This is a genomic window from Marinobacterium zhoushanense (assembly GCF_014641945.1).
Taxonomy (GTDB): Bacteria; Pseudomonadota; Gammaproteobacteria; order Pseudomonadales; family Balneatricaceae; genus Marinobacterium_D; species Marinobacterium_D zhoushanense.
In genome coordinates this window covers 340091-355896 of record NZ_BMIJ01000002.1, presented here as the reverse complement: position 1 = coordinate 355896, position 15806 = coordinate 340091, and the positions used below count along the sequence as shown (strand labels likewise).

At 59.5% G+C, this 15806-nt stretch carries 15 protein-coding genes and 1 pseudogene; 12 read left to right on the top strand and 4 right to left on the bottom strand.

Going from position 1 to position 15806, the window contains the following annotated elements:
- Positions 1-135: 135 nt before the first annotated feature.
- A complete protein-coding gene (locus IEX40_RS05850) occupies positions 136-855 on the bottom strand; it encodes a 16S rRNA (uracil(1498)-N(3))-methyltransferase (RefSeq protein WP_188746225.1) in 720 nt (239 codons plus the stop codon).
- Positions 856-925: 70 nt separating this feature from the next.
- Complete coding sequence (locus tag IEX40_RS05845; protein WP_188746223.1) at positions 926-2641, bottom strand: sigma-54-dependent Fis family transcriptional regulator; 1716 nt, start codon at positions 2639-2641, stop codon at positions 926-928.
- A gap of 371 nt (positions 2642-3012) precedes the next feature.
- Between IEX40_RS05845 and IEX40_RS05840 the strand changes: the two genes are divergently transcribed.
- From IEX40_RS05840 to IEX40_RS05815, 6 genes are read left to right on the top strand one after another with little or no spacing between them, the layout of a single operon-like run.
- The gene (locus tag IEX40_RS05840) at positions 3013-3318 is read left to right on the top strand and encodes a phenol hydroxylase subunit (protein WP_188746221.1); all 306 of its coding nucleotides are present in this window, start codon (positions 3013-3015) and stop codon (positions 3316-3318) included.
- Positions 3319-3374: 56 nt separating this feature from the next.
- Positions 3375-4358, top strand: coding sequence for an aromatic/alkene monooxygenase hydroxylase subunit beta (locus tag IEX40_RS05835; RefSeq protein WP_188746219.1), 984 nt, complete (start codon positions 3375-3377; stop codon positions 4356-4358).
- Positions 4359-4369: 11 nt separating this feature from the next.
- On the top strand, positions 4370-4639 hold the full coding sequence (locus tag IEX40_RS05830; protein ID WP_188746217.1) for an MmoB/DmpM family protein: 270 nt from the start codon (positions 4370-4372) through the stop codon (positions 4637-4639).
- Between the two features lie 29 nt (positions 4640-4668).
- Positions 4669-6171: an aromatic/alkene/methane monooxygenase hydroxylase/oxygenase subunit alpha gene (locus IEX40_RS05825; RefSeq protein WP_188746215.1), complete on the top strand. Its 1503-nt coding sequence runs from the start codon at positions 4669-4671 to the stop codon at positions 6169-6171.
- Between the two features lie 60 nt (positions 6172-6231).
- A complete protein-coding gene (locus IEX40_RS05820) occupies positions 6232-6594 on the top strand; it encodes a phenol hydroxylase subunit P4 (protein ID WP_188746213.1) in 363 nt (120 codons plus the stop codon).
- A gap of 11 nt (positions 6595-6605) precedes the next feature.
- Positions 6606-7667: an NADH:ubiquinone reductase (Na(+)-transporting) subunit F gene (locus IEX40_RS05815; RefSeq protein WP_188746211.1), complete on the top strand. Its 1062-nt coding sequence runs from the start codon at positions 6606-6608 to the stop codon at positions 7665-7667.
- 171 nt (positions 7668-7838) lie between these two features.
- On the opposite strand, the gene IEX40_RS05810 is transcribed toward IEX40_RS05815, so the two are convergent.
- Positions 7839-9548, bottom strand: a complete 1710-nt coding sequence (locus tag IEX40_RS05810; protein ID WP_188746209.1) for a sigma-54-dependent Fis family transcriptional regulator — start codon at positions 9546-9548, stop codon at positions 7839-7841.
- Positions 9549-9886: 338 nt separating this feature from the next.
- Here IEX40_RS05810 and IEX40_RS05805 point away from each other — a divergent pair, with 338 nt between their 5' ends.
- Positions 9887-10264, top strand: coding sequence for a 2Fe-2S iron-sulfur cluster-binding protein (locus tag IEX40_RS05805; protein WP_188746207.1), 378 nt, complete (start codon positions 9887-9889; stop codon positions 10262-10264).
- Between the two features lie 17 nt (positions 10265-10281).
- Positions 10282-11124, top strand: a complete 843-nt coding sequence (locus IEX40_RS05800) for a catechol 2,3-dioxygenase (RefSeq protein ID WP_444543215.1) — start codon at positions 10282-10284, stop codon at positions 11122-11124.
- 116 nt (positions 11125-11240) lie between these two features.
- On the opposite strand, the gene IEX40_RS05795 is transcribed toward IEX40_RS05800, so the two are convergent.
- Positions 11241-11828 carry an antibiotic biosynthesis monooxygenase gene (locus IEX40_RS05795; protein WP_188746205.1) on the bottom strand — a complete coding sequence of 196 codons (588 nt, stop codon included), beginning with the start codon at positions 11826-11828 and terminating at the stop codon, positions 11241-11243.
- A 153-nt stretch (positions 11829-11981) separates the two neighbouring features.
- On the opposite strand from IEX40_RS05795, the gene IEX40_RS05790 reads away from it, so the two are divergent.
- The 4 genes and pseudogenes from IEX40_RS05790 to IEX40_RS05775 all read left to right on the top strand — a co-directional run.
- Positions 11982-12866 (top strand): LysR family transcriptional regulator, encoded by an 885-nt coding sequence (locus IEX40_RS05790; protein ID WP_188746203.1) that lies wholly within the window; start codon positions 11982-11984, stop codon positions 12864-12866.
- Positions 12867-13037: 171 nt separating this feature from the next.
- On the top strand, positions 13038-14498 hold the full coding sequence (locus IEX40_RS05785; protein ID WP_188746202.1) for a 2-hydroxymuconic semialdehyde dehydrogenase: 1461 nt from the start codon (positions 13038-13040) through the stop codon (positions 14496-14498).
- 125 nt (positions 14499-14623) lie between these two features.
- Entirely contained in the window at positions 14624-15409 is a 786-nt protein-coding gene (gene dmpE / locus IEX40_RS05780; protein ID WP_188746200.1) for a 2-oxopent-4-enoate hydratase, read from the top strand.
- Between the two features lie 16 nt (positions 15410-15425).
- Positions 15426-15806 (top strand): annotated as a pseudogene (locus tag IEX40_RS05775) (acetaldehyde dehydrogenase (acetylating)); the annotation flags it as partial.

Below are 15806 nucleotides of genomic sequence, written 5' to 3'. Positions count from 1 at the left end.
CGAGGTGCAAAGTTGAATTTACGTTAATAACTAAAACTTAATGCGAATTGTTATCATTTTTCAGAAGTGTGTCAATCCAGTTGAGTATGATTCTTATTTTCCATCAGCGCTCAAACGTTGATCCAGGTCAATGTTCTACGCAAAAACCGGGAAGAGTTTCGCCAACAGCACCGGTACCGCTGTTTCAACTCGCAGTATGCGCGGACCCAGGTGGATAGGGGAGAGCCCAGCCGCGATCAGCTTATCCACTTCGTACTGGATGAATCCCCCCTCCGGGCCAACTGCCAGCAGCGTCGGCGCAGTGCTCGGTGCCGGGCAGGGGGAGGCGTTGTAGGGGTGGGCGAGCAGCGCACGTTTGTTGGCGGCCAGTGCCGGAAGCTCATCTTCGACGAAGGGTTTGAAGCGCTTGCGCAGGTGTACCTGCGGCAACACCGTATCGCCGGCCTGCTCCAGACCCAGCATTAGCTGCTCTTGGATCGCCTCCTCGGACAACAGAGGGGATCCCCAGTAGCTCTTGTCGACGCGGTAGGAGTTGATCAGCCAGATATCCTTGACCCCCATGCTGGCGATGCTCTGCAGGGTACGCTTGAGCATCTTCGGCCGCGGCAGGGCCAGGACCAGGCTCATGGGTAATGCGCAGGGCGGTGCCTGATTGAAGCGAACAGCCAGTTCTGCACTGAGCGGATCGAGACTGAGCAGCTGGCCCTGACCGACCTCTCCGTTGAGCATACCGACCCGCAGAGTGTCCCCCGCGGTTGGTTGATGGACCTCCAGCATATGGGTTAGTCGCCGGTCGCGCAGGACGACGCGATCATCGGCAACAAAGTCGGCTTGTGTCAGCAGAATCAGGTTCATGCGGGGCGCTCCGGGAACAGAGGCGGCGATAGTACCCGATACCGCGGCCGTTCTCATCTCCGGCCGCTGTTTACTCCTCCAGTTTTTTCAACCGGTAAGCCAGCGCTGGCCGGGTCAAGCCCAGCTTACGTGCGGCAGCGGAGATGTTGCCCTCGGTCTGCTCCATCGCGGTGCGGATCAGTTGCTCTTCAAGCTGATCCAGGTTGAAGCTGTCGGTAAGCAGCCGCTCGCAAAGACCCGCATGGTCACCACTGCCTTCCGCCTCCTCACTGCCGCCCTCATTATGGGTCAGACGCCCTTGGCGGTTGATGATATTGAGTGGATGGCTGGGTTCAAGCAGTGAAGGAAACAGGGAGTCCAGATCGATGGTGTGATTGTTGTCGGCCAGGATTACCCCGCGCTCGATCATGTTTTCCAGCTCGCGGATATTGCCGGGCCATTTATAGTGCATCAACGCATCCATGGCGCGGTCGGATACCCCCAAGGTACGTTTGTTATAGGAGTGGTGATACTTGTTGAGAAAGTGCTCCACCAGCAGCGGTATATCCTCGCTACGATCGCGTAGCGGCGGGATATGCACCGGATAGACATTGAGCCGGTAGAACAGGTCGGCGCGGAACTTGCCGGTCTCCACTGCCTGTTCCAGGTCTTCGTTGGCTGCCGCCACGACACGCACGTCGATCCTTCGGGTGCGGGTATCGCCCACGCGCTCCAGCTCCCCCTCCTGCAGCACGCGCAGCAGCGTGGCCTGGGCCCGGGGCGAGAGTTCAACCACCTCGTCGAGGAAGATGGTGCCGCCGTTGGCGCGTTCGAAGCGGCCCTCCCGTGACTGGGTGGCGCCGGTGTAGGCGCCCTTTTCGACGCCGAACAGCTCGGCCTCGATCAGGTCCGGCGGAATGCAGGCGCAGTTGACGGCAACAAAAGGTTTGTCGGCGCGGTCCGAGCTCTGATGCAGACCCCGTGCAACCACCTCTTTGCCGACGCCGGTTTCCCCTTGTAACAGCACTGTGACCTTGCTGGTGGAGGCCTTACGGATCAGCTGACAGACGTTGCGGAAAGCGCCGGAACGGCCCACCGAATTGAACAGCAGATCCTCGTCGAGATCACCGCTCTTTACGCTGTCGCGCAGCTGGTTCAGCTCACTCTGCAGTGCAAACAGCTCCTCCGCGATCGGATCCGGCAGCAGGTAGCGCTCCAGCTCGGAATGGTTCTCCCACTCCTCCAGCGGGCGACCCTCGATACGGCAGTGATCGGCACCGGTGCCGGCGCACTGGGTTTCCTTGAAGATGATTCGGCGGCCCATGTAATAGGTGGTGTACCCACTGGCGTAACCGATCAGCGTCCAGCATATGGGGTGGTCTGATACACCGAAATCCTGCAGGTGTACCTCGGCTTCATATGAGTCGAACCAGTCAAAAATGCCGTGGAACTTGCCGCTATCCACGTCGAAGTCCAGTTCAACCGGTTCAACACGGACCATCCCCTTGATGTTGTGCAGTTGGGGGCCGACGAAGAAGGCTTCGTTGGGTGGAGCGTTGGGTCGTACCTTACGGACCAGCTCGGCATCCCGCCAGCCGGAGTGGTAGCCAAAGCGGATCAGGAAGCCGCGGGCGCGTTCAACGCCGAGTGACTCAACCAGCTCTTTGCGCAGCAACCCCATGACGCTGGAATGGATCATCAACATGCGCTGCTCGTTGAACCAGATCTTGCCGTGTTCGCTGTCGAAGCGGATCTGGGACAGCAGATCTGCCTGCTCGGGGAGGTGGAGATTGTTATGTATAGCCATTGTTGTATTTATACCGGCCTGAGCTCCTGGCGGAGCGTTATTCGGAACACTTTTTATTCTTGAACGATTTCTGTGCGTAATGGAAGAGGGCTTTCGGCTACCTGCAAAATATCGGTCTCAACTCATCGCACCTCATCAAATGATCAATTTTTTCCGCCTGGCGGTTGATCAAATGCTGAGACCCAGGTCCTGGCAGCGAGCTGCCAGTTATTCAGGATGAACCAGGGCTGGAGCCTGTCTTGATCAGTTAATGTTAATAAAAACATAAGCTTGTAAATTGTTTTTGCTCGTTTTTGGCGTTGGCTTCGTTGTCTGGCACGGCTGTTGCGATAGTGATGCTGACAGCCACATCGATAATGAGAACAACAGCGATGAGCAAACCTACCCTCAGTCTAGCCGGTGGTACCGCAACCCAGGACCGCCCCTTCGACCCCCGGATCAAGTATGTCCGGGTGCGCAGTGAGCCAGGCGCACGCTTTATCGAATTCGATTTCGCTATCGGTGATCCGAGCCTCTTTGTCGAGCTGGTACTGCCCCGTGCCGCGTTCGACAAGTTCTGTGAGATCAACGCCGTCGAGCATATGAGCGCAGAACAGATCGCGGCCGTCGACAGCGAGATGGCGAAGTGGCGCTACGGCGAAGAGACGCTGATGGCGAGCAACCACGCCCGAACCTGACTTCAACTGCAATAACGATCACCCCAATAACAACAAATCAGCTGGGATAGAGTTCAATGACTATTGAGATCAAAACCTCCACGCTGGAACCGGTTCGCAACACCTTCGCGCATATCGAGAAGCGCTTCGGTGACAAGCCGGCCACCCGCTACCAGGAAGCGACCTACGACGTTCAGGCCGAAACCAACTTCCACTACCGCCCCTACTGGGACCCCGACCATGAACTGAACGACCCCCGCCGCACCGCGCTGGTGATGGCCGACTGGTATGCGTTCAAGGATCCGCGCCAGTTCTACTACGGCACCTATGTGCAGCAGCGCGCGAAGATGCAGGAGAGCGCAGAGAGCAGCTACGCCTTTTTCGACAAGCGCAACCTGGTCGACGCGCTCAACGACGAGGTGAAAACGCAGGTGATCCGCTATCTGGTGCCGCTGCGCCACGTGGAGCACACCGCCAACCTGAACAACATGTACGGCACCGCCTATGGTTACGGCACCGCGATCACCCAGGCGTTGCTGTTCGACGGTATGGACCGTCTCGGCGTGGCGCAATACCTGTCGCGCATCGGCCTGCTGCTCGACGGTAACAGTGGCGATGCGCTCAACGAAGCTAAACAGCTGTGGATGCAGGATCCGGCCTGGCAGGGGATGCGCGCCCTGTGCGAAGAGTCCCTGGTGACCAAGGACTGGTTCGAGCTGTTCCTGGCCCAGGACCTGGTGATCGACACCCTGGTCGGCGAGCTGTTCTACCAGCAGCTGGACCGGAAACTGAGCGCCCAGGGCGGCCAGGATATCGCCATGCTGACCGAGTTCATGCAGGAGTGGAGCAAGGATACCGGACGCTGGGTGGATGCGGTGGTCAAGACCGCCGCCGCTGAATCGGACGCCAACAGGGTGCTGATGACTGGCTGGATCGAGCGCTGGCGCGGCAAGGCCGCCGAGGCGCTGGCGCCGCTGGCCGAAGAGATGTTGGGGGCGGAGGCGCTGAGCGAAGCCCTGGCCGAACTCGACAAACGTGTGGCGAAAGCCGGAATCCAGTAAGGAGCAGCTCCATGTCAAAGGTTTATCTCGCACTGCAGGACAACGACGTCTCCCGCTACATCGTCGAGGCGATCGAAGAGGACAACCCGGAGGTCACCGTTATCCACAACCCGGCGATGATCCGCATCGAAGCCGAGGGCCATATGGTGGTCAAGCGCGAAACGGTGGAGGAGAAGCTGGGCCGTGACTGGGAGGTGCCGGAGCTGCACCTGAACCTGATCACCCTGGGCGGCAACGTCGATGAAGACGACGACCAGCTGAGCCTGTCCTGGAACTCCTGATCCACATAAAGAATAAGAAGGTACAAACAATGGCCGCGAAAAAACTGAGCCTGAAAGACAAATACAGCCTGCTGACGCGGGACCTGGACTGGGAGTTCTCCTACCAGGATCGCAAAGAGGCGTTCCCGTTCGAAGAGTTCGAGGGGATCAAGATCACCGACTGGTCGAAGTGGGAGGACCCCTTCCGCCTGACCATGGACGCTTACTGGAAGTACCAGGCGGAGAAGGAGAAGAAGCTGTACGCCATCTTCGACGCCTTCGCCCAGAACAACGGTCAGCTCAACGTCTCTGATCCGCGCTACGTCAACGCGATCAAGCTGTTCCTGACCGGTATCTCGCCGCAGGAGTACCAGGCGCACCAGGGCTTCGCCCATATCGGTCGCCAGTATGGTGGTGTCGGTGCCCGCGTGGCCTGCCAGATGCAGTCGCTGGACGAGCTGCGTCACGTGCAGACCCAGGTGCACGCGATGAGCCACTACAACAAGTTCTTCGACGGCTTCCAGAACTGGTCGCACATGCAGGACCGGGTCTGGTATCTGTCCGTGCCGACCTCCTTCTTCCACGACGCTCGCAGTGCCGGTCCGTTCGAGTTTCTGGTCGCCATCGGCTTCAGCTTCGAGTACGTGCTGACCAACCTGCTGTTTGTGCCGTTCATGTCCGGTGCTGCCTACAACGGCGACATGGCCACGGTGACCTTCGGCTTCTCGGCCCAGTCGGACGAGGCGCGGCACATGACCCTGGGGCTGGAGGTGATCAAGTTCCTGCTCGAGCAGCATGAGGATAACGTGCCGATCGTGCAGAAGTGGATCGATAAGTGGTTCTGGCGCGGCACCCGCCTGCTCAGCCTGGTCGGCATGATGATGGACTACATGCTGCCGAACAAGGTGATGAGCTGGCAGGAGGCCTGGGAGATCTACTTCGAAGAGGCCGGTGGGGCCCTGTTCAAGGATCTGGCCCGCTACGGCATCACCATGCCGAAATACGCCGAGCTGGTGGAGAAGGAGAAGGAGCATGTCTCCCACCAGACCTGGTGGACCTTCTACACCCACGGTCATGCCGCCGGTTTCCATACCTGGATTCCGACCGACGAAGAGCTGGACTGGCTCAGCGAGAAGTATCCCAACACCTTCGATAAGTACTACCGCCCGCGCTGGGAGCTGGCGCGCAAGCTGGAGGCCGAGGGCAAACGCTTCTATACCAAGGCGTTGCCTCAGCTGTGCACCACCTGCCAGATCCCGATGCTGTTCACCGAGATGGATGATCCGACCCAGATCTCCTACCGCGATACGGTCTACAAGGGCGAGCGCTACCACTTCTGCTCTGACGGTTGCTGCGACATCTTCAACGATGAACCGGAGAAGTTTGTGCAGTCCTGGCTGCCGGTACACCAGATCTTCCAAGGCAACTGCGGTGGCCCCGGTGTCGAGCAGGTGCTGGGCGAGTACTACAAGATGAACCTGGGCGCCGACAACCTGGATATCAAAGGATCGCCGGACGAGAAACGCTGGAAACAGTGGAAGGGTGTGGCTTAAGCAGCCTGTCGACCGATAGCCAACGGGGGCGCTATCGCCCCCGATATGAGGATAAGAATCATGCCAGTACATGCGTATACCCCTGACTATAACGGCGAGGTGCGTGACCGCGTCGGGAATTTCCACGGCAACCAGATCGTCTATCTGGGCTGGGACCATCACCTGATGTTCTGCGCCGCCTTCGCCTTCCCGGTGCCGCCGACGCTGACCTTCCGTCTGCTACGTGACGAGGTGATGGTGGAAGGGTTCGAGCCCCATCCCGAGTGGTCACGGATTGACTGGGATCGTGCCACCTGGCTGCTCAATGGTCAGGTGTTTGAGCCTCAGCTGGATGTGGCATTGATTGACCAGGGAATCGACCATAAATCCCTGTTACGTTTCCAGACTCCCGACCTGAAAGGCTTTCAGGACGCCGGTGTCTGAAGGAGGCGGTTATGAGCTATGAAGTTACCATCGAACCCACCGGCGATGTGATCGAGGTGGAGGAGGGGCAGACCATTCTGGATGCGGCATTGCGCCAGGGCGTGTGGCTGCCCTTCGCCTGCGGCCATGGTACCTGCGCCACCTGCAAGGTGCAGGTAGTGGAGGGCGAGGCCGATATCGGCAACGCCTCACCCTTTGCGCTGATGGATATGGAGCGGGACGAGGGCAAGGTGCTGGCCTGTTGTGCCATGCCGGAGTCGGACATGGTGATAGAGGCCGATATCGATGTGGATCCCGATTTCCAAGGCTTCCCGGTTCGTGATTTCGTCGGCACGGTAACCGAGATCCGCGACCTGTCGCCGACCATCAAGGGGATCTGGTTCAAGCTGGATAGAGGTATGGAGTTCCAGGCCGGGCAGTATATCAACCTGCATATTCCTCATGTCGAAGGCACCCGTGCCTTCTCCATCGCCAACAAGCCCAGCGACAGCGATACCTTGGAGCTGCATGTGCGCAAGGTGGAGGGTGGCGCCGGCACCACCTGGCTGCACGAAGCGTTGCAGGTCGGCGATACGCTGGATGTGTCCGGTCCCTACGGCCAGTTCTTCGTACGCAAGTCTGACGAGCAGGACGCTATCTTTATTGCCGGTGGCTCCGGGTTATCCAGCCCGCAATCGATGATCCTGGATATGCTGGAAACCGGCGATCCCCGGCAGATCTACCTGTTCCAGGGCGCTCGCAACGTGGCGGAACTGTACAACTGGGAGCTGTTCGAAGCGCTGGCGCAGGAGCACAGCAACTTCCACTATATTCCGGCACTGAACGCCCCGCTGCCGGAGGAAAAGTGGGAAGGCTTCACCGGCTACGTGCACGAAGCGGTCAAGGCGTACTTCGATAACCGCTTTAGCGGCCACAAGGCTTACCTGTGCGGGCCTCCGCCGATGATCGATGCGGCGATCACCACGCTGATGCAGGGGCGGCTGTTCGAGCGTGATATCCACATGGAGCGCTTCTTCACCGCCGCCGATGGCGCCGAAGACCAGCCGCGTTCGGCGCTGTTCAAGCGGATCTGACGAAGACTGGCTGACTGGACGTGTACAGCTTCGCTGGACCTTCCACGGCCATGGATGGCCGTGGAGAGCGTACAGGGAGGTATTCACAGCGTGTCCCGTGAGGCTGTACCACGTCCGGTTTGGCACAGAGACTGTATTTTAACCCACGTTCAAAATCCCTGACCTTTCTTCCTAAACCGTTTCCTGCGCGCAGTCGTGCTTCTTCATCCGGTAGGCGAAGGCGGGGCGGCTCAACCCCAGCACCCGTGCCGCTTTCGATACCACCTGATCGTTGCGCGACAGAGCACGGTCGATCATCAGTTGCTCAACCTCCTCCAGGCCGATACCCGCATCCAGCAGTTGGTCGATCAGCCGATTCCGGGCGGCGGGCTCGCTACCGCTGCGGGTAATACGGCCTTTGTCATTCAGGTAGGCCACCGGCGGCGGCTGATCCTCCAGTGAGGGGAAGAAACAGCCCACGTCGATGGCGCGGTTGTTGTCGGTCAGGATCACGCCGCGCTCGATCATGTTCTCCAGCTCACGGATATTGCCGGGCCAGTGGTAGCTCATCAGCGCTTGCTGTGCCCGGTCGGTGATGCCGAGGGTGCGCTTGTTGTACTGGGTCTGGTAGCGCTCGAGGAAGTGCTCGACCAGCGGCGCAATATCCTCGCGCCGCTCGCGCAGCGGCGGGATCTGCACCGGAAACACGTTGAGGCGGAAGAACAGGTCGGCACGGAAGCGGCCGTCGCGCACCGCCTGCTGCAGATTTTCGTTGGTGGCGGCGACGACGCGCACGTTCAGCGTACGGGTACGACTGTCGCCGACACGCTCGAATTCGCCCTCCTGCAGCACGCGCAGCAGCGAAGCTTGCGCCCGCGGCGACAGTTCGATCACCTCGTCGAGGAAGATGGTACCGCGATCGGCGCGCTCGAACTTGCCCTCGCGGCTCTGGGTGGCGCCGGTGTAGGCACCCTTTTCGACGCCGAACAGCTCGGCCTCGATCAGGTCCGGCGGGATACAGGCGCAGTTGACGGCGATAAAGGGCTCGTTGGCACGTTCGCTGTAGCGGTGGATCTGCCGCGCCAGGACCTCTTTGCCGACGCCGGTTTCGCCCTGCAGCAGGATGGTCACCCGGCTCACCGCGGCCTTGTCGAGCAGGGCGCAGATCTGCTGAAAACCGGGGGATCGGCCGACGCTGAAGGGGGCGCGCTGAACCTCGCCTTCGCGCTCGTAGTGTTTGCGCAGGCAGCTGATCTGGCTCTTCAGTACCGCGATCTCGTTGATGATCGGATCCGGCACCAGGTAGCGCTCCAGCTCCTCGCGATCCTCCCACTCCTCGGCGGGCTTGCCGATGTTGACGCAGTGGGAGTGGCCGGTGGCGATACACTGGGTCTCCTTGAACAGGATCTGCCGCCCCATGTAGTAGCTGGTGTAACCGCTGGCGTAACCGAGCAGGGTCCAGCATACCCCCTCGTCACTGTGGCCGTATTCAGCGATATGGTGCTCGCCCTCCCAGGAGTCGTGCCAGTCGAACTCGCCGTAGTAGGCGCCGGATTCGATATCGAACTCCAGCTTGATCGGCTTGCAGTTCACCATCCCTTCGAGATTGTGCAGCTGGGGACCGACGACAAAGGAGTCGTTGGTGTTCAGGTCGGGCCGTACCCGTTTGGCCAGCTCGGCATCGCGGCGCCCCGACTCGTAGCCGAAGCGCATCAGAATACCCTTGGCGCGATGCCAGCCCAGGCTTTCGAGTAGCTCCCGGCGTAAACCACCCAGTACGTTGGCATGGATCATCAGCATGCGACTCTCATGCATCCAGATCTTGCCGGAGTCGGGATCGAACTGGATCTGGTGTTCCAGGTCGTCGCTATCGGGGATGGGAAGCGGGGTGCGAATATTCATCTAGGCTCGTCTTTTTATAAGTGAGTGAAAAAGCCTGCATATCCTTTGTCCACCGATTAAGCATATCGTTAATGGGGTCTTCCCGGTTGATGATTTCGTTAATCAAATGCGGGAATTGATGATCCCATAACCAGAATATTGCCCTCTGTACTAGTTCGTTTTCTTTTTAAAAAGTCATTTAAAACAGCATCTTGCCTATTTTTTTATCTTCTCCCTTTCTGAGTTTTCGCTTTGGCATATGCGTTGCTCTCTATTTGGTAGAAAGCCGAAGATGCATAAGACTTTGAGCATGCGCCTCAAATCATCTTGTGCAGTCGACAATAACAACAGGCGGAGATATGAGCAGTCAGATCGGAAACCCGGCAGTGCTTGCCGACGTTCATCAGGTTCGCGTTCATGATGAGACGGTCCAGTTCAAGGCGTCATCGGCGGTGAACCTGCTGGTGGCGATGGAACAGGCCCGCGAAAGCGTAATCGGTATCGGCTGTCGTGGCGGCGGCTGCGGCAAGTGCCGCATCCGCGTACTCGACGGTGACTACGAGACCAAGCGCATGAGCCGCGCCTGGGTCACCGAGGAGGATGAGGCCCAGGGCATAGTGCTGGCGTGCCGCATCTTCGCGCGTAGCGATCTGACCATTATCTCCGAACCCCTACCGATGGCCTACGGCTACCAGCCCGGCCGTTCCTCAAGCCTTCAACAGGCAGAATTAAAATAACGACAGGAATAGCAGAGATGAAAAAAGGTGTAATGCGTCCCGGCCACATTCAACTGCGTGTGCTCGATATGGAGGAGGCGGTAGCCCACTACCGCGACCTGCTCGGCCTCATCGAGGTCGATCGCGACGATCAGGGTCGGGTCTACCTGAAAGGCTGGACCGAGGTGGACAAGTTCTCCGTCGTGTTGCGCGAAGCGGACTCCGCCGGCATGGACTTCGTCGGCTACAAGTGTGTCAACGAAGGTGCGGTCGAGCAGCTGCGTCAGGAGCTGATCGAGTACGGCTGCAAGGTCGAGGATATCCCCGAGGGCGAGCTCAACGGTTGCGGTCGCCGTGTGCGTTTCGATTCGCCCACCGGCCATATGTTCGAGATCTACGCCACCAAGGAGCAGACCGGTAAGTGGGAGGTGGGCAACCGCAACCCGGAAGCCTGGCCGCGCAATCTGACCGGCATGAAAGCAACCCGCTTCGACCACTGCCTGCTGTACGGCCCCAATATCGCCGGCACCATCGACCTGTTCCGCGAGGTGCTCGGCTTCGATCTGGCCGAACAGGTATTGGATGGTGAAGGTACCCGTCTGGCCGGCTTCCTCACCGTCAGTATGAAGGCGCATGACGTAGCGTTTATCGAGCACCCGGAGCCGGGCAAACTGCACCACGCCTCCTTCTACCTGGAGACCTGGGAGGACGTGCTGCGCGCGGCTGACCTGATCTCGATGACCGATACCTCCATCGACATCGGACCCACCCGTCACGGTCTGACCTTCCGAGGTGTTCGCAGGTGGCGATTACCACTACCCGGACCACGAACCGGTGACTTGGGACGCGGAGCAGCTGGGCAAGGCGATCTTCTACCATGATCGCGTGCTGAACGAGCGCTTCCTTACTGTGCTGACCTGATTCCGCAGGTTCATACGGGCAAAAACAAACCCCGCCGGATTTCGGTCCGGCGGGGTTTGTTATTTGGTCCGCAGCATCAGCGGATGTCTCGCTCCCGTTTCGGGAACAGCCAGAACGCAAACCAGCGGGTGAACCTTGGCATCAACAGGTAGGACATCGCCACCATCACCACGGCGGTGACGATCAGCGTACGCAGCAGCAACGGGATCTGTGCCAGCTGCTCGCCGAACAGGAAGAAGATCAGCGTCACGGTGGGGTAGAGTGCCAACCAACTGACGATGGTCATCTTGTATTTGGGCGGCGGCTGCACCGGGTTCTGCCCCGGCAGGGTGAACCAGGTGGCGATCCCCGAGGTGACTTCGCGCTCGGTGGGTTGCACCAGCAACGCTTCGATCTGGCTCAGTATCTCGGCACGCTCGGCCGAACGCTCCCAACCGTCGAGATCCCGGCGGTTGGCAAAGCGGTAGATGATGCGGTACTCAGGATCGTTGGCGCTGGCCGGGCGGAACATGTTGGTACCCAGATAGCCGGGGAACAGGGATGCGCGCTCGGTCATCTCGGAGCTGAGTCGCTCGAACTCCTCCCCTTTGCCCTTGATCACGCGGCGTGAGATGACGACGGTGACCGCCTCATCGGTGTTCTGCTGTGCAGCATCGCTGGTCATAGATTTCGGTTCCTGTCCGGATCTCAGGGGCCGATCGCAGCCCACTGTGGTAAAAAGGGAGGTGTGCGGCCAATAATAGATCCGGCAGCTGTTTTATCCACAGCGCAGTCGGAAAGCTGTAATTCCATTATTGAGTGCCCTTTTGAGGTGAGCGTGAACTATCAGGACCTGTACTACTTCATCAAGGTGGTGGAAAAGGGCAGCCTCGTCGCGGCGGCCAAATATCTGGATATCCCTACCTCGACACTCAGCCGCCGTATGCAGGCGTTCGAACAGGAGCTGGGGTATAAACTGATCCACCGCAGCGCGAAGAAGTTCGGCCTGACCGAATCGGGGCAGCGGTTTTACAGCTCGCTGTCGGGGGTGATCACCGAACTGGAAACCCGGGTCGAGGACGTGAACAGCGAGCTCTCCTCGCTGTCCGGCGATATCAAGGTGACGGCGCCGGTCAGCTTTGGCCACTACTACGTCAAGGAGTGGGTGTTCGAGTTCATGGAGCAGAATCCGAAGATCTCGGTGGAGATGTTCCTCAGCAATGAGAACGTGGATCTGGTCAAGAACAGTATCGATATCGCCTTCCGCCTTGGCGAGGTGACGCTGAACGACTGGGTGTCGCGCTCGCTGTTCGACAGTGCCATGGTGATGTGTGCCAAACCCAGCCTGATCGAGCAGTTTGGCGAACCCCAGTCACCGGAGGATCTGGCCAGGCTGCCGCTGATCGTGCTGAAACGCACCGCGTTCTGGCGTTTCCATGACGCCGAAGGACACGCGGTAACCTATACCCCCAAGGCGCACCTGCGCACCGATGAGATCATGTTCGCCAAGGAGGCGGTCAAGCGTGGCATCGGCGCCGCCTGTTTGCCCCGCTATGTGGTGCAGAATGCGCTGGAGAGTGGCGAAATCCGCTCTCTGCTCGACGACTGGTCGCTGCAGAGCAAGCCTGTGCAGATCATGTACCCCCACCGCGAGAGCCTGCCGGTGAAAACCCGCGCCTTTATCGATTTCGTGATCGATAAGGTGCGGGAAAGCGGCTATTGATTGGTGCGCGGTTTGGCTGACCGATAGATCCCATTTTTATCCCGCTTCTCCCATAGATACTCCCATGGATGGGAACATCTGATCTCGTTTTTGTCCCTTCTTTCGCCAGAGCGCGTCGTTATACTCGATAGAACAGTTGCTGTACGACTTTTCGGGTGAAGAGGCAAAATAATGAAAGAGTTCAAACATTTTATTAACGGCGAATACTCCGCCTCCATCAGCGGCAAGACGTTCGAGAACCGCTGCCCGGTCGACAACAGTCTGATCGGCATGGTCCATGAGGCGGGCCGCGAAGAGGTGGACGCCGCCGTTAAAGCCGCCAAGGCCGCCCTGAAAGGGCCCTGGGGCAAGATGACTCAGGCGCAACGTACCGCGCTGCTGAATAAAGTGGCTGACCGGATCAACGAGCGATTTGAAGAGTTTCTCGAGGCCGAGTGCCGCGATACCGGTAAGCCACGCTCTATTGCCAGCCACATCGATATCCCCCGTGGCGCCGCCAACTTCAAGGCGTTCTCCGAAACCCTGGCCAACCATCCGACCGAAGGCTTCCGTCTGGATACGCCGGACGGCAAGGGGGCGTTGAACGTGGGCCACCGTACGCCCAAGGGCGTTATTGCGGTGATCTCGCCGTGGAACCTGCCGCTGCTGCTGATGACCTGGAAAGTGGGTCCGGCAATGGCCTGCGGTAACACCGTGGTGGTCAAGCCCTCCGAAGAGACGCCGGCCACCACCACCTTGCTGGGCGAGGTGATGAACGAGTGCGGCGTACCGGCCGGTGTGTTCAACGTGGTGCACGGCTTCGGTCCCGACTCTGCCGGCGAATTCCTCACCACCCACCCGCTGGTGGATGCGATCACCTTCACCGGTGAGACCCGTACCGGCGAGGCGATCATGAAGGCGGCTGCAGTCGGTCTGCGCAACATCTCCCTGGAGTGCGGCGGCAAGAACCCCGGCATCGTGTTTGCCGACTGCGATATCGAGAAGGCGGTCGAGGGCACCATGCGCTCCGCCTTCGTCAACTGCGGCCAGGTCTGCTTGGGTACCGAGCGTGTCTACGTCGAGCGGCCGATCTTCGACCAGTTCCTCGCCCGCATGAAGGAGGAGGTCGCCAAGCTCAAGCTGGGCCGTCCGGAAGATAAGAATGCCAACTTCGGTCCTCTGGTCAGCCTCGAACACCGCGAGAAGGTGAAGTACTACTACGACCTGGCGGTGGTAGAGGGGGCAACCGTCGAGATCGGCGGCGGTATCCCCGATATGGGCGCGGAGCTGAATGGCGGTGCCTGGATCGAGCCAACTATATGGACCGGCCTGTCCGACGATGCCCGCGTCATCCGTGAAGAGATCTTCGGCCCCTGCTGCCATATCCGCCCCTTCGATAGCGAAGAGGAGGTGATCGAGCTGGCCAACGATACCGACTACGGCCTGGCCGCGGCGATCTGGACCGAGAACAGCGCCCGCGCGGTGCGCGTCGCTGAGCAGATCGAAGCCGGTCTGGTGTGGGTCAACTCCTGGTTCCTGCGTGACCTGCGTACAGCGTTCGGCGGCGCCAAGCAGTCCGGTATCGGTCGCGAGGGCGGTGTTCACGGCCTCGAGTTCTACACCGAGCTGAAGAACATCTGCATCAAGTTGTAATTCGATAACTACCTGATTTGGCGCATGTTTTTCATGCGCCTTGGACAGGCTTTGCCCGCATTCAGGGTTTGGTTAACAAACGATCATTTCAGACCCACACAATTCAGACAAAGAAGAAGAGCGCTATGGATACCCAACTGATACAAGCCTGCGGTGACGAGCTCTACGACGCTCTGACTCATCGCACCACTCTGCGCCCGTTCACCGAGCGCTTCAGCGACATCAGCATCGAAGATGCCTACCACATCTCCCTGCGTATGATTGAGCGTCGTGTCCAGGCCGGCGAGAAGATCATCGGCAAGAAGATCGGTGTCACCTCCAAGGCGGTGCAGAACATGCTCAACGTGCACCAGCCGGACTTTGGTTACCTGACCGACAAGATGGCGTACAGCCAGGGCCAGGAGATGCCGATCAGCGAGCTGTTGATCCAGCCCAAGGCCGAGGGCGAGATCGCCTTCATCCTGAAAAAGGACCTGATCGGTCCCGGAATCACCAACGCCGATGTGCTGGCCGCAACCGAGTGCGTCATGCCCTGTTTCGAGATCGTCGATTCCCGCATCGAGAACTGGCAGATCAAGATCCAGGACACCGTGGCGGACAACGCCTCCTGCGGTCTGTTCGTGCTTGGCGACTCTGCAGTCGACCCGCGCAAGGTGGACCTGTCCACCTGCGGCATGGTGGTGGAGAAGAACGGTTCGCTGCTCTCCACCGGTGCCGGTGCCGCCGCACTGGGCAGCCCGGTCAACTGCGTGGCCTGGCTGGCCAACACCCTGGGGCAGTTCGGTATTCCGCTGAAGGCGGGTGAGGTGATCCTGTCCGGTTCGCTGGTGCCGCTGGAGCCGGTCAAGGCGGGTGATTTCATGAGCGTATCCATCGGCGGTATGGGTACCGCGTCCGTACGCTTCGTCTGAATCTGAGGAAACAACCATGAGCAAAAAATTGAAAGCTGTGATCATCGGGCCCGGTAACATCGGCACCGACCTGCTGATGAAGATGAAGCGCTCCGAGTGGATCGAGCCGGTGTGGATGGTCGGTATCGACCCGGAGTCCGAGGGCCTGAAGCGCGCCCGGGAGATGGGGATCAAGACCTGCGCCGAGGGCGTCGACGGCATTCTCAAGCATGTGGTCGAGGATGATATCCGCATCGCCTTCGATGCCACCTCCGCCTATGTCCATGCCGAGAACAGCCGCAAGCTGAACGAGTTGGGCGTGATCATGATCGACCTGACCCCGGCCGCCATCGGCCCCTACTGCGTGCCGCCGGTCAACCTGGCCGCCCATGCGCAGAACCTGGAGATGAACGTCAAC

Bases quoted from the DNA above. Each gene is read 5' to 3' on its own strand.
- IEX40_RS05850 (WP_188746225.1), bottom strand. From the start codon at position 855: ATGAACCTGATTCTGCTGACACAAGCCGACTTTGTTGCCGATGATCGC.
- IEX40_RS05845 (WP_188746223.1), bottom strand. From the start codon at position 2,641: ATGGCTATACATAACAATCTCCACCTCCCCGAGCAGGCAGATCTGCTG.
- IEX40_RS05840 (WP_188746221.1), top strand. From the start codon at position 3,013: ATGAGCAAACCTACCCTCAGTCTAGCCGGTGGTACCGCAACCCAGGAC.
- IEX40_RS05835 (WP_188746219.1), top strand. From the start codon at position 3,375: ATGACTATTGAGATCAAAACCTCCACGCTGGAACCGGTTCGCAACACC.
- IEX40_RS05830 (WP_188746217.1), top strand. From the start codon at position 4,370: ATGTCAAAGGTTTATCTCGCACTGCAGGACAACGACGTCTCCCGCTAC.
- IEX40_RS05825 (WP_188746215.1), top strand. From the start codon at position 4,669: ATGGCCGCGAAAAAACTGAGCCTGAAAGACAAATACAGCCTGCTGACG.
- IEX40_RS05820 (WP_188746213.1), top strand. From the start codon at position 6,232: ATGCCAGTACATGCGTATACCCCTGACTATAACGGCGAGGTGCGTGAC.
- IEX40_RS05815 (WP_188746211.1), top strand. From the start codon at position 6,606: ATGAGCTATGAAGTTACCATCGAACCCACCGGCGATGTGATCGAGGTG.
- IEX40_RS05810 (WP_188746209.1), bottom strand. From the start codon at position 9,548: ATGAATATTCGCACCCCGCTTCCCATCCCCGATAGCGACGACCTGGAA.
- IEX40_RS05805 (WP_188746207.1), top strand. From the start codon at position 9,887: ATGAGCAGTCAGATCGGAAACCCGGCAGTGCTTGCCGACGTTCATCAG.
- IEX40_RS05800 (WP_444543215.1), top strand. From the start codon at position 10,282: ATGAAAAAAGGTGTAATGCGTCCCGGCCACATTCAACTGCGTGTGCTC.
- IEX40_RS05795 (WP_188746205.1), bottom strand. From the start codon at position 11,828: ATGACCAGCGATGCTGCACAGCAGAACACCGATGAGGCGGTCACCGTC.
- IEX40_RS05785 (WP_188746202.1), top strand. From the start codon at position 13,038: ATGAAAGAGTTCAAACATTTTATTAACGGCGAATACTCCGCCTCCATC.
- dmpE (WP_188746200.1), top strand. From the start codon at position 14,624: ATGGATACCCAACTGATACAAGCCTGCGGTGACGAGCTCTACGACGCT.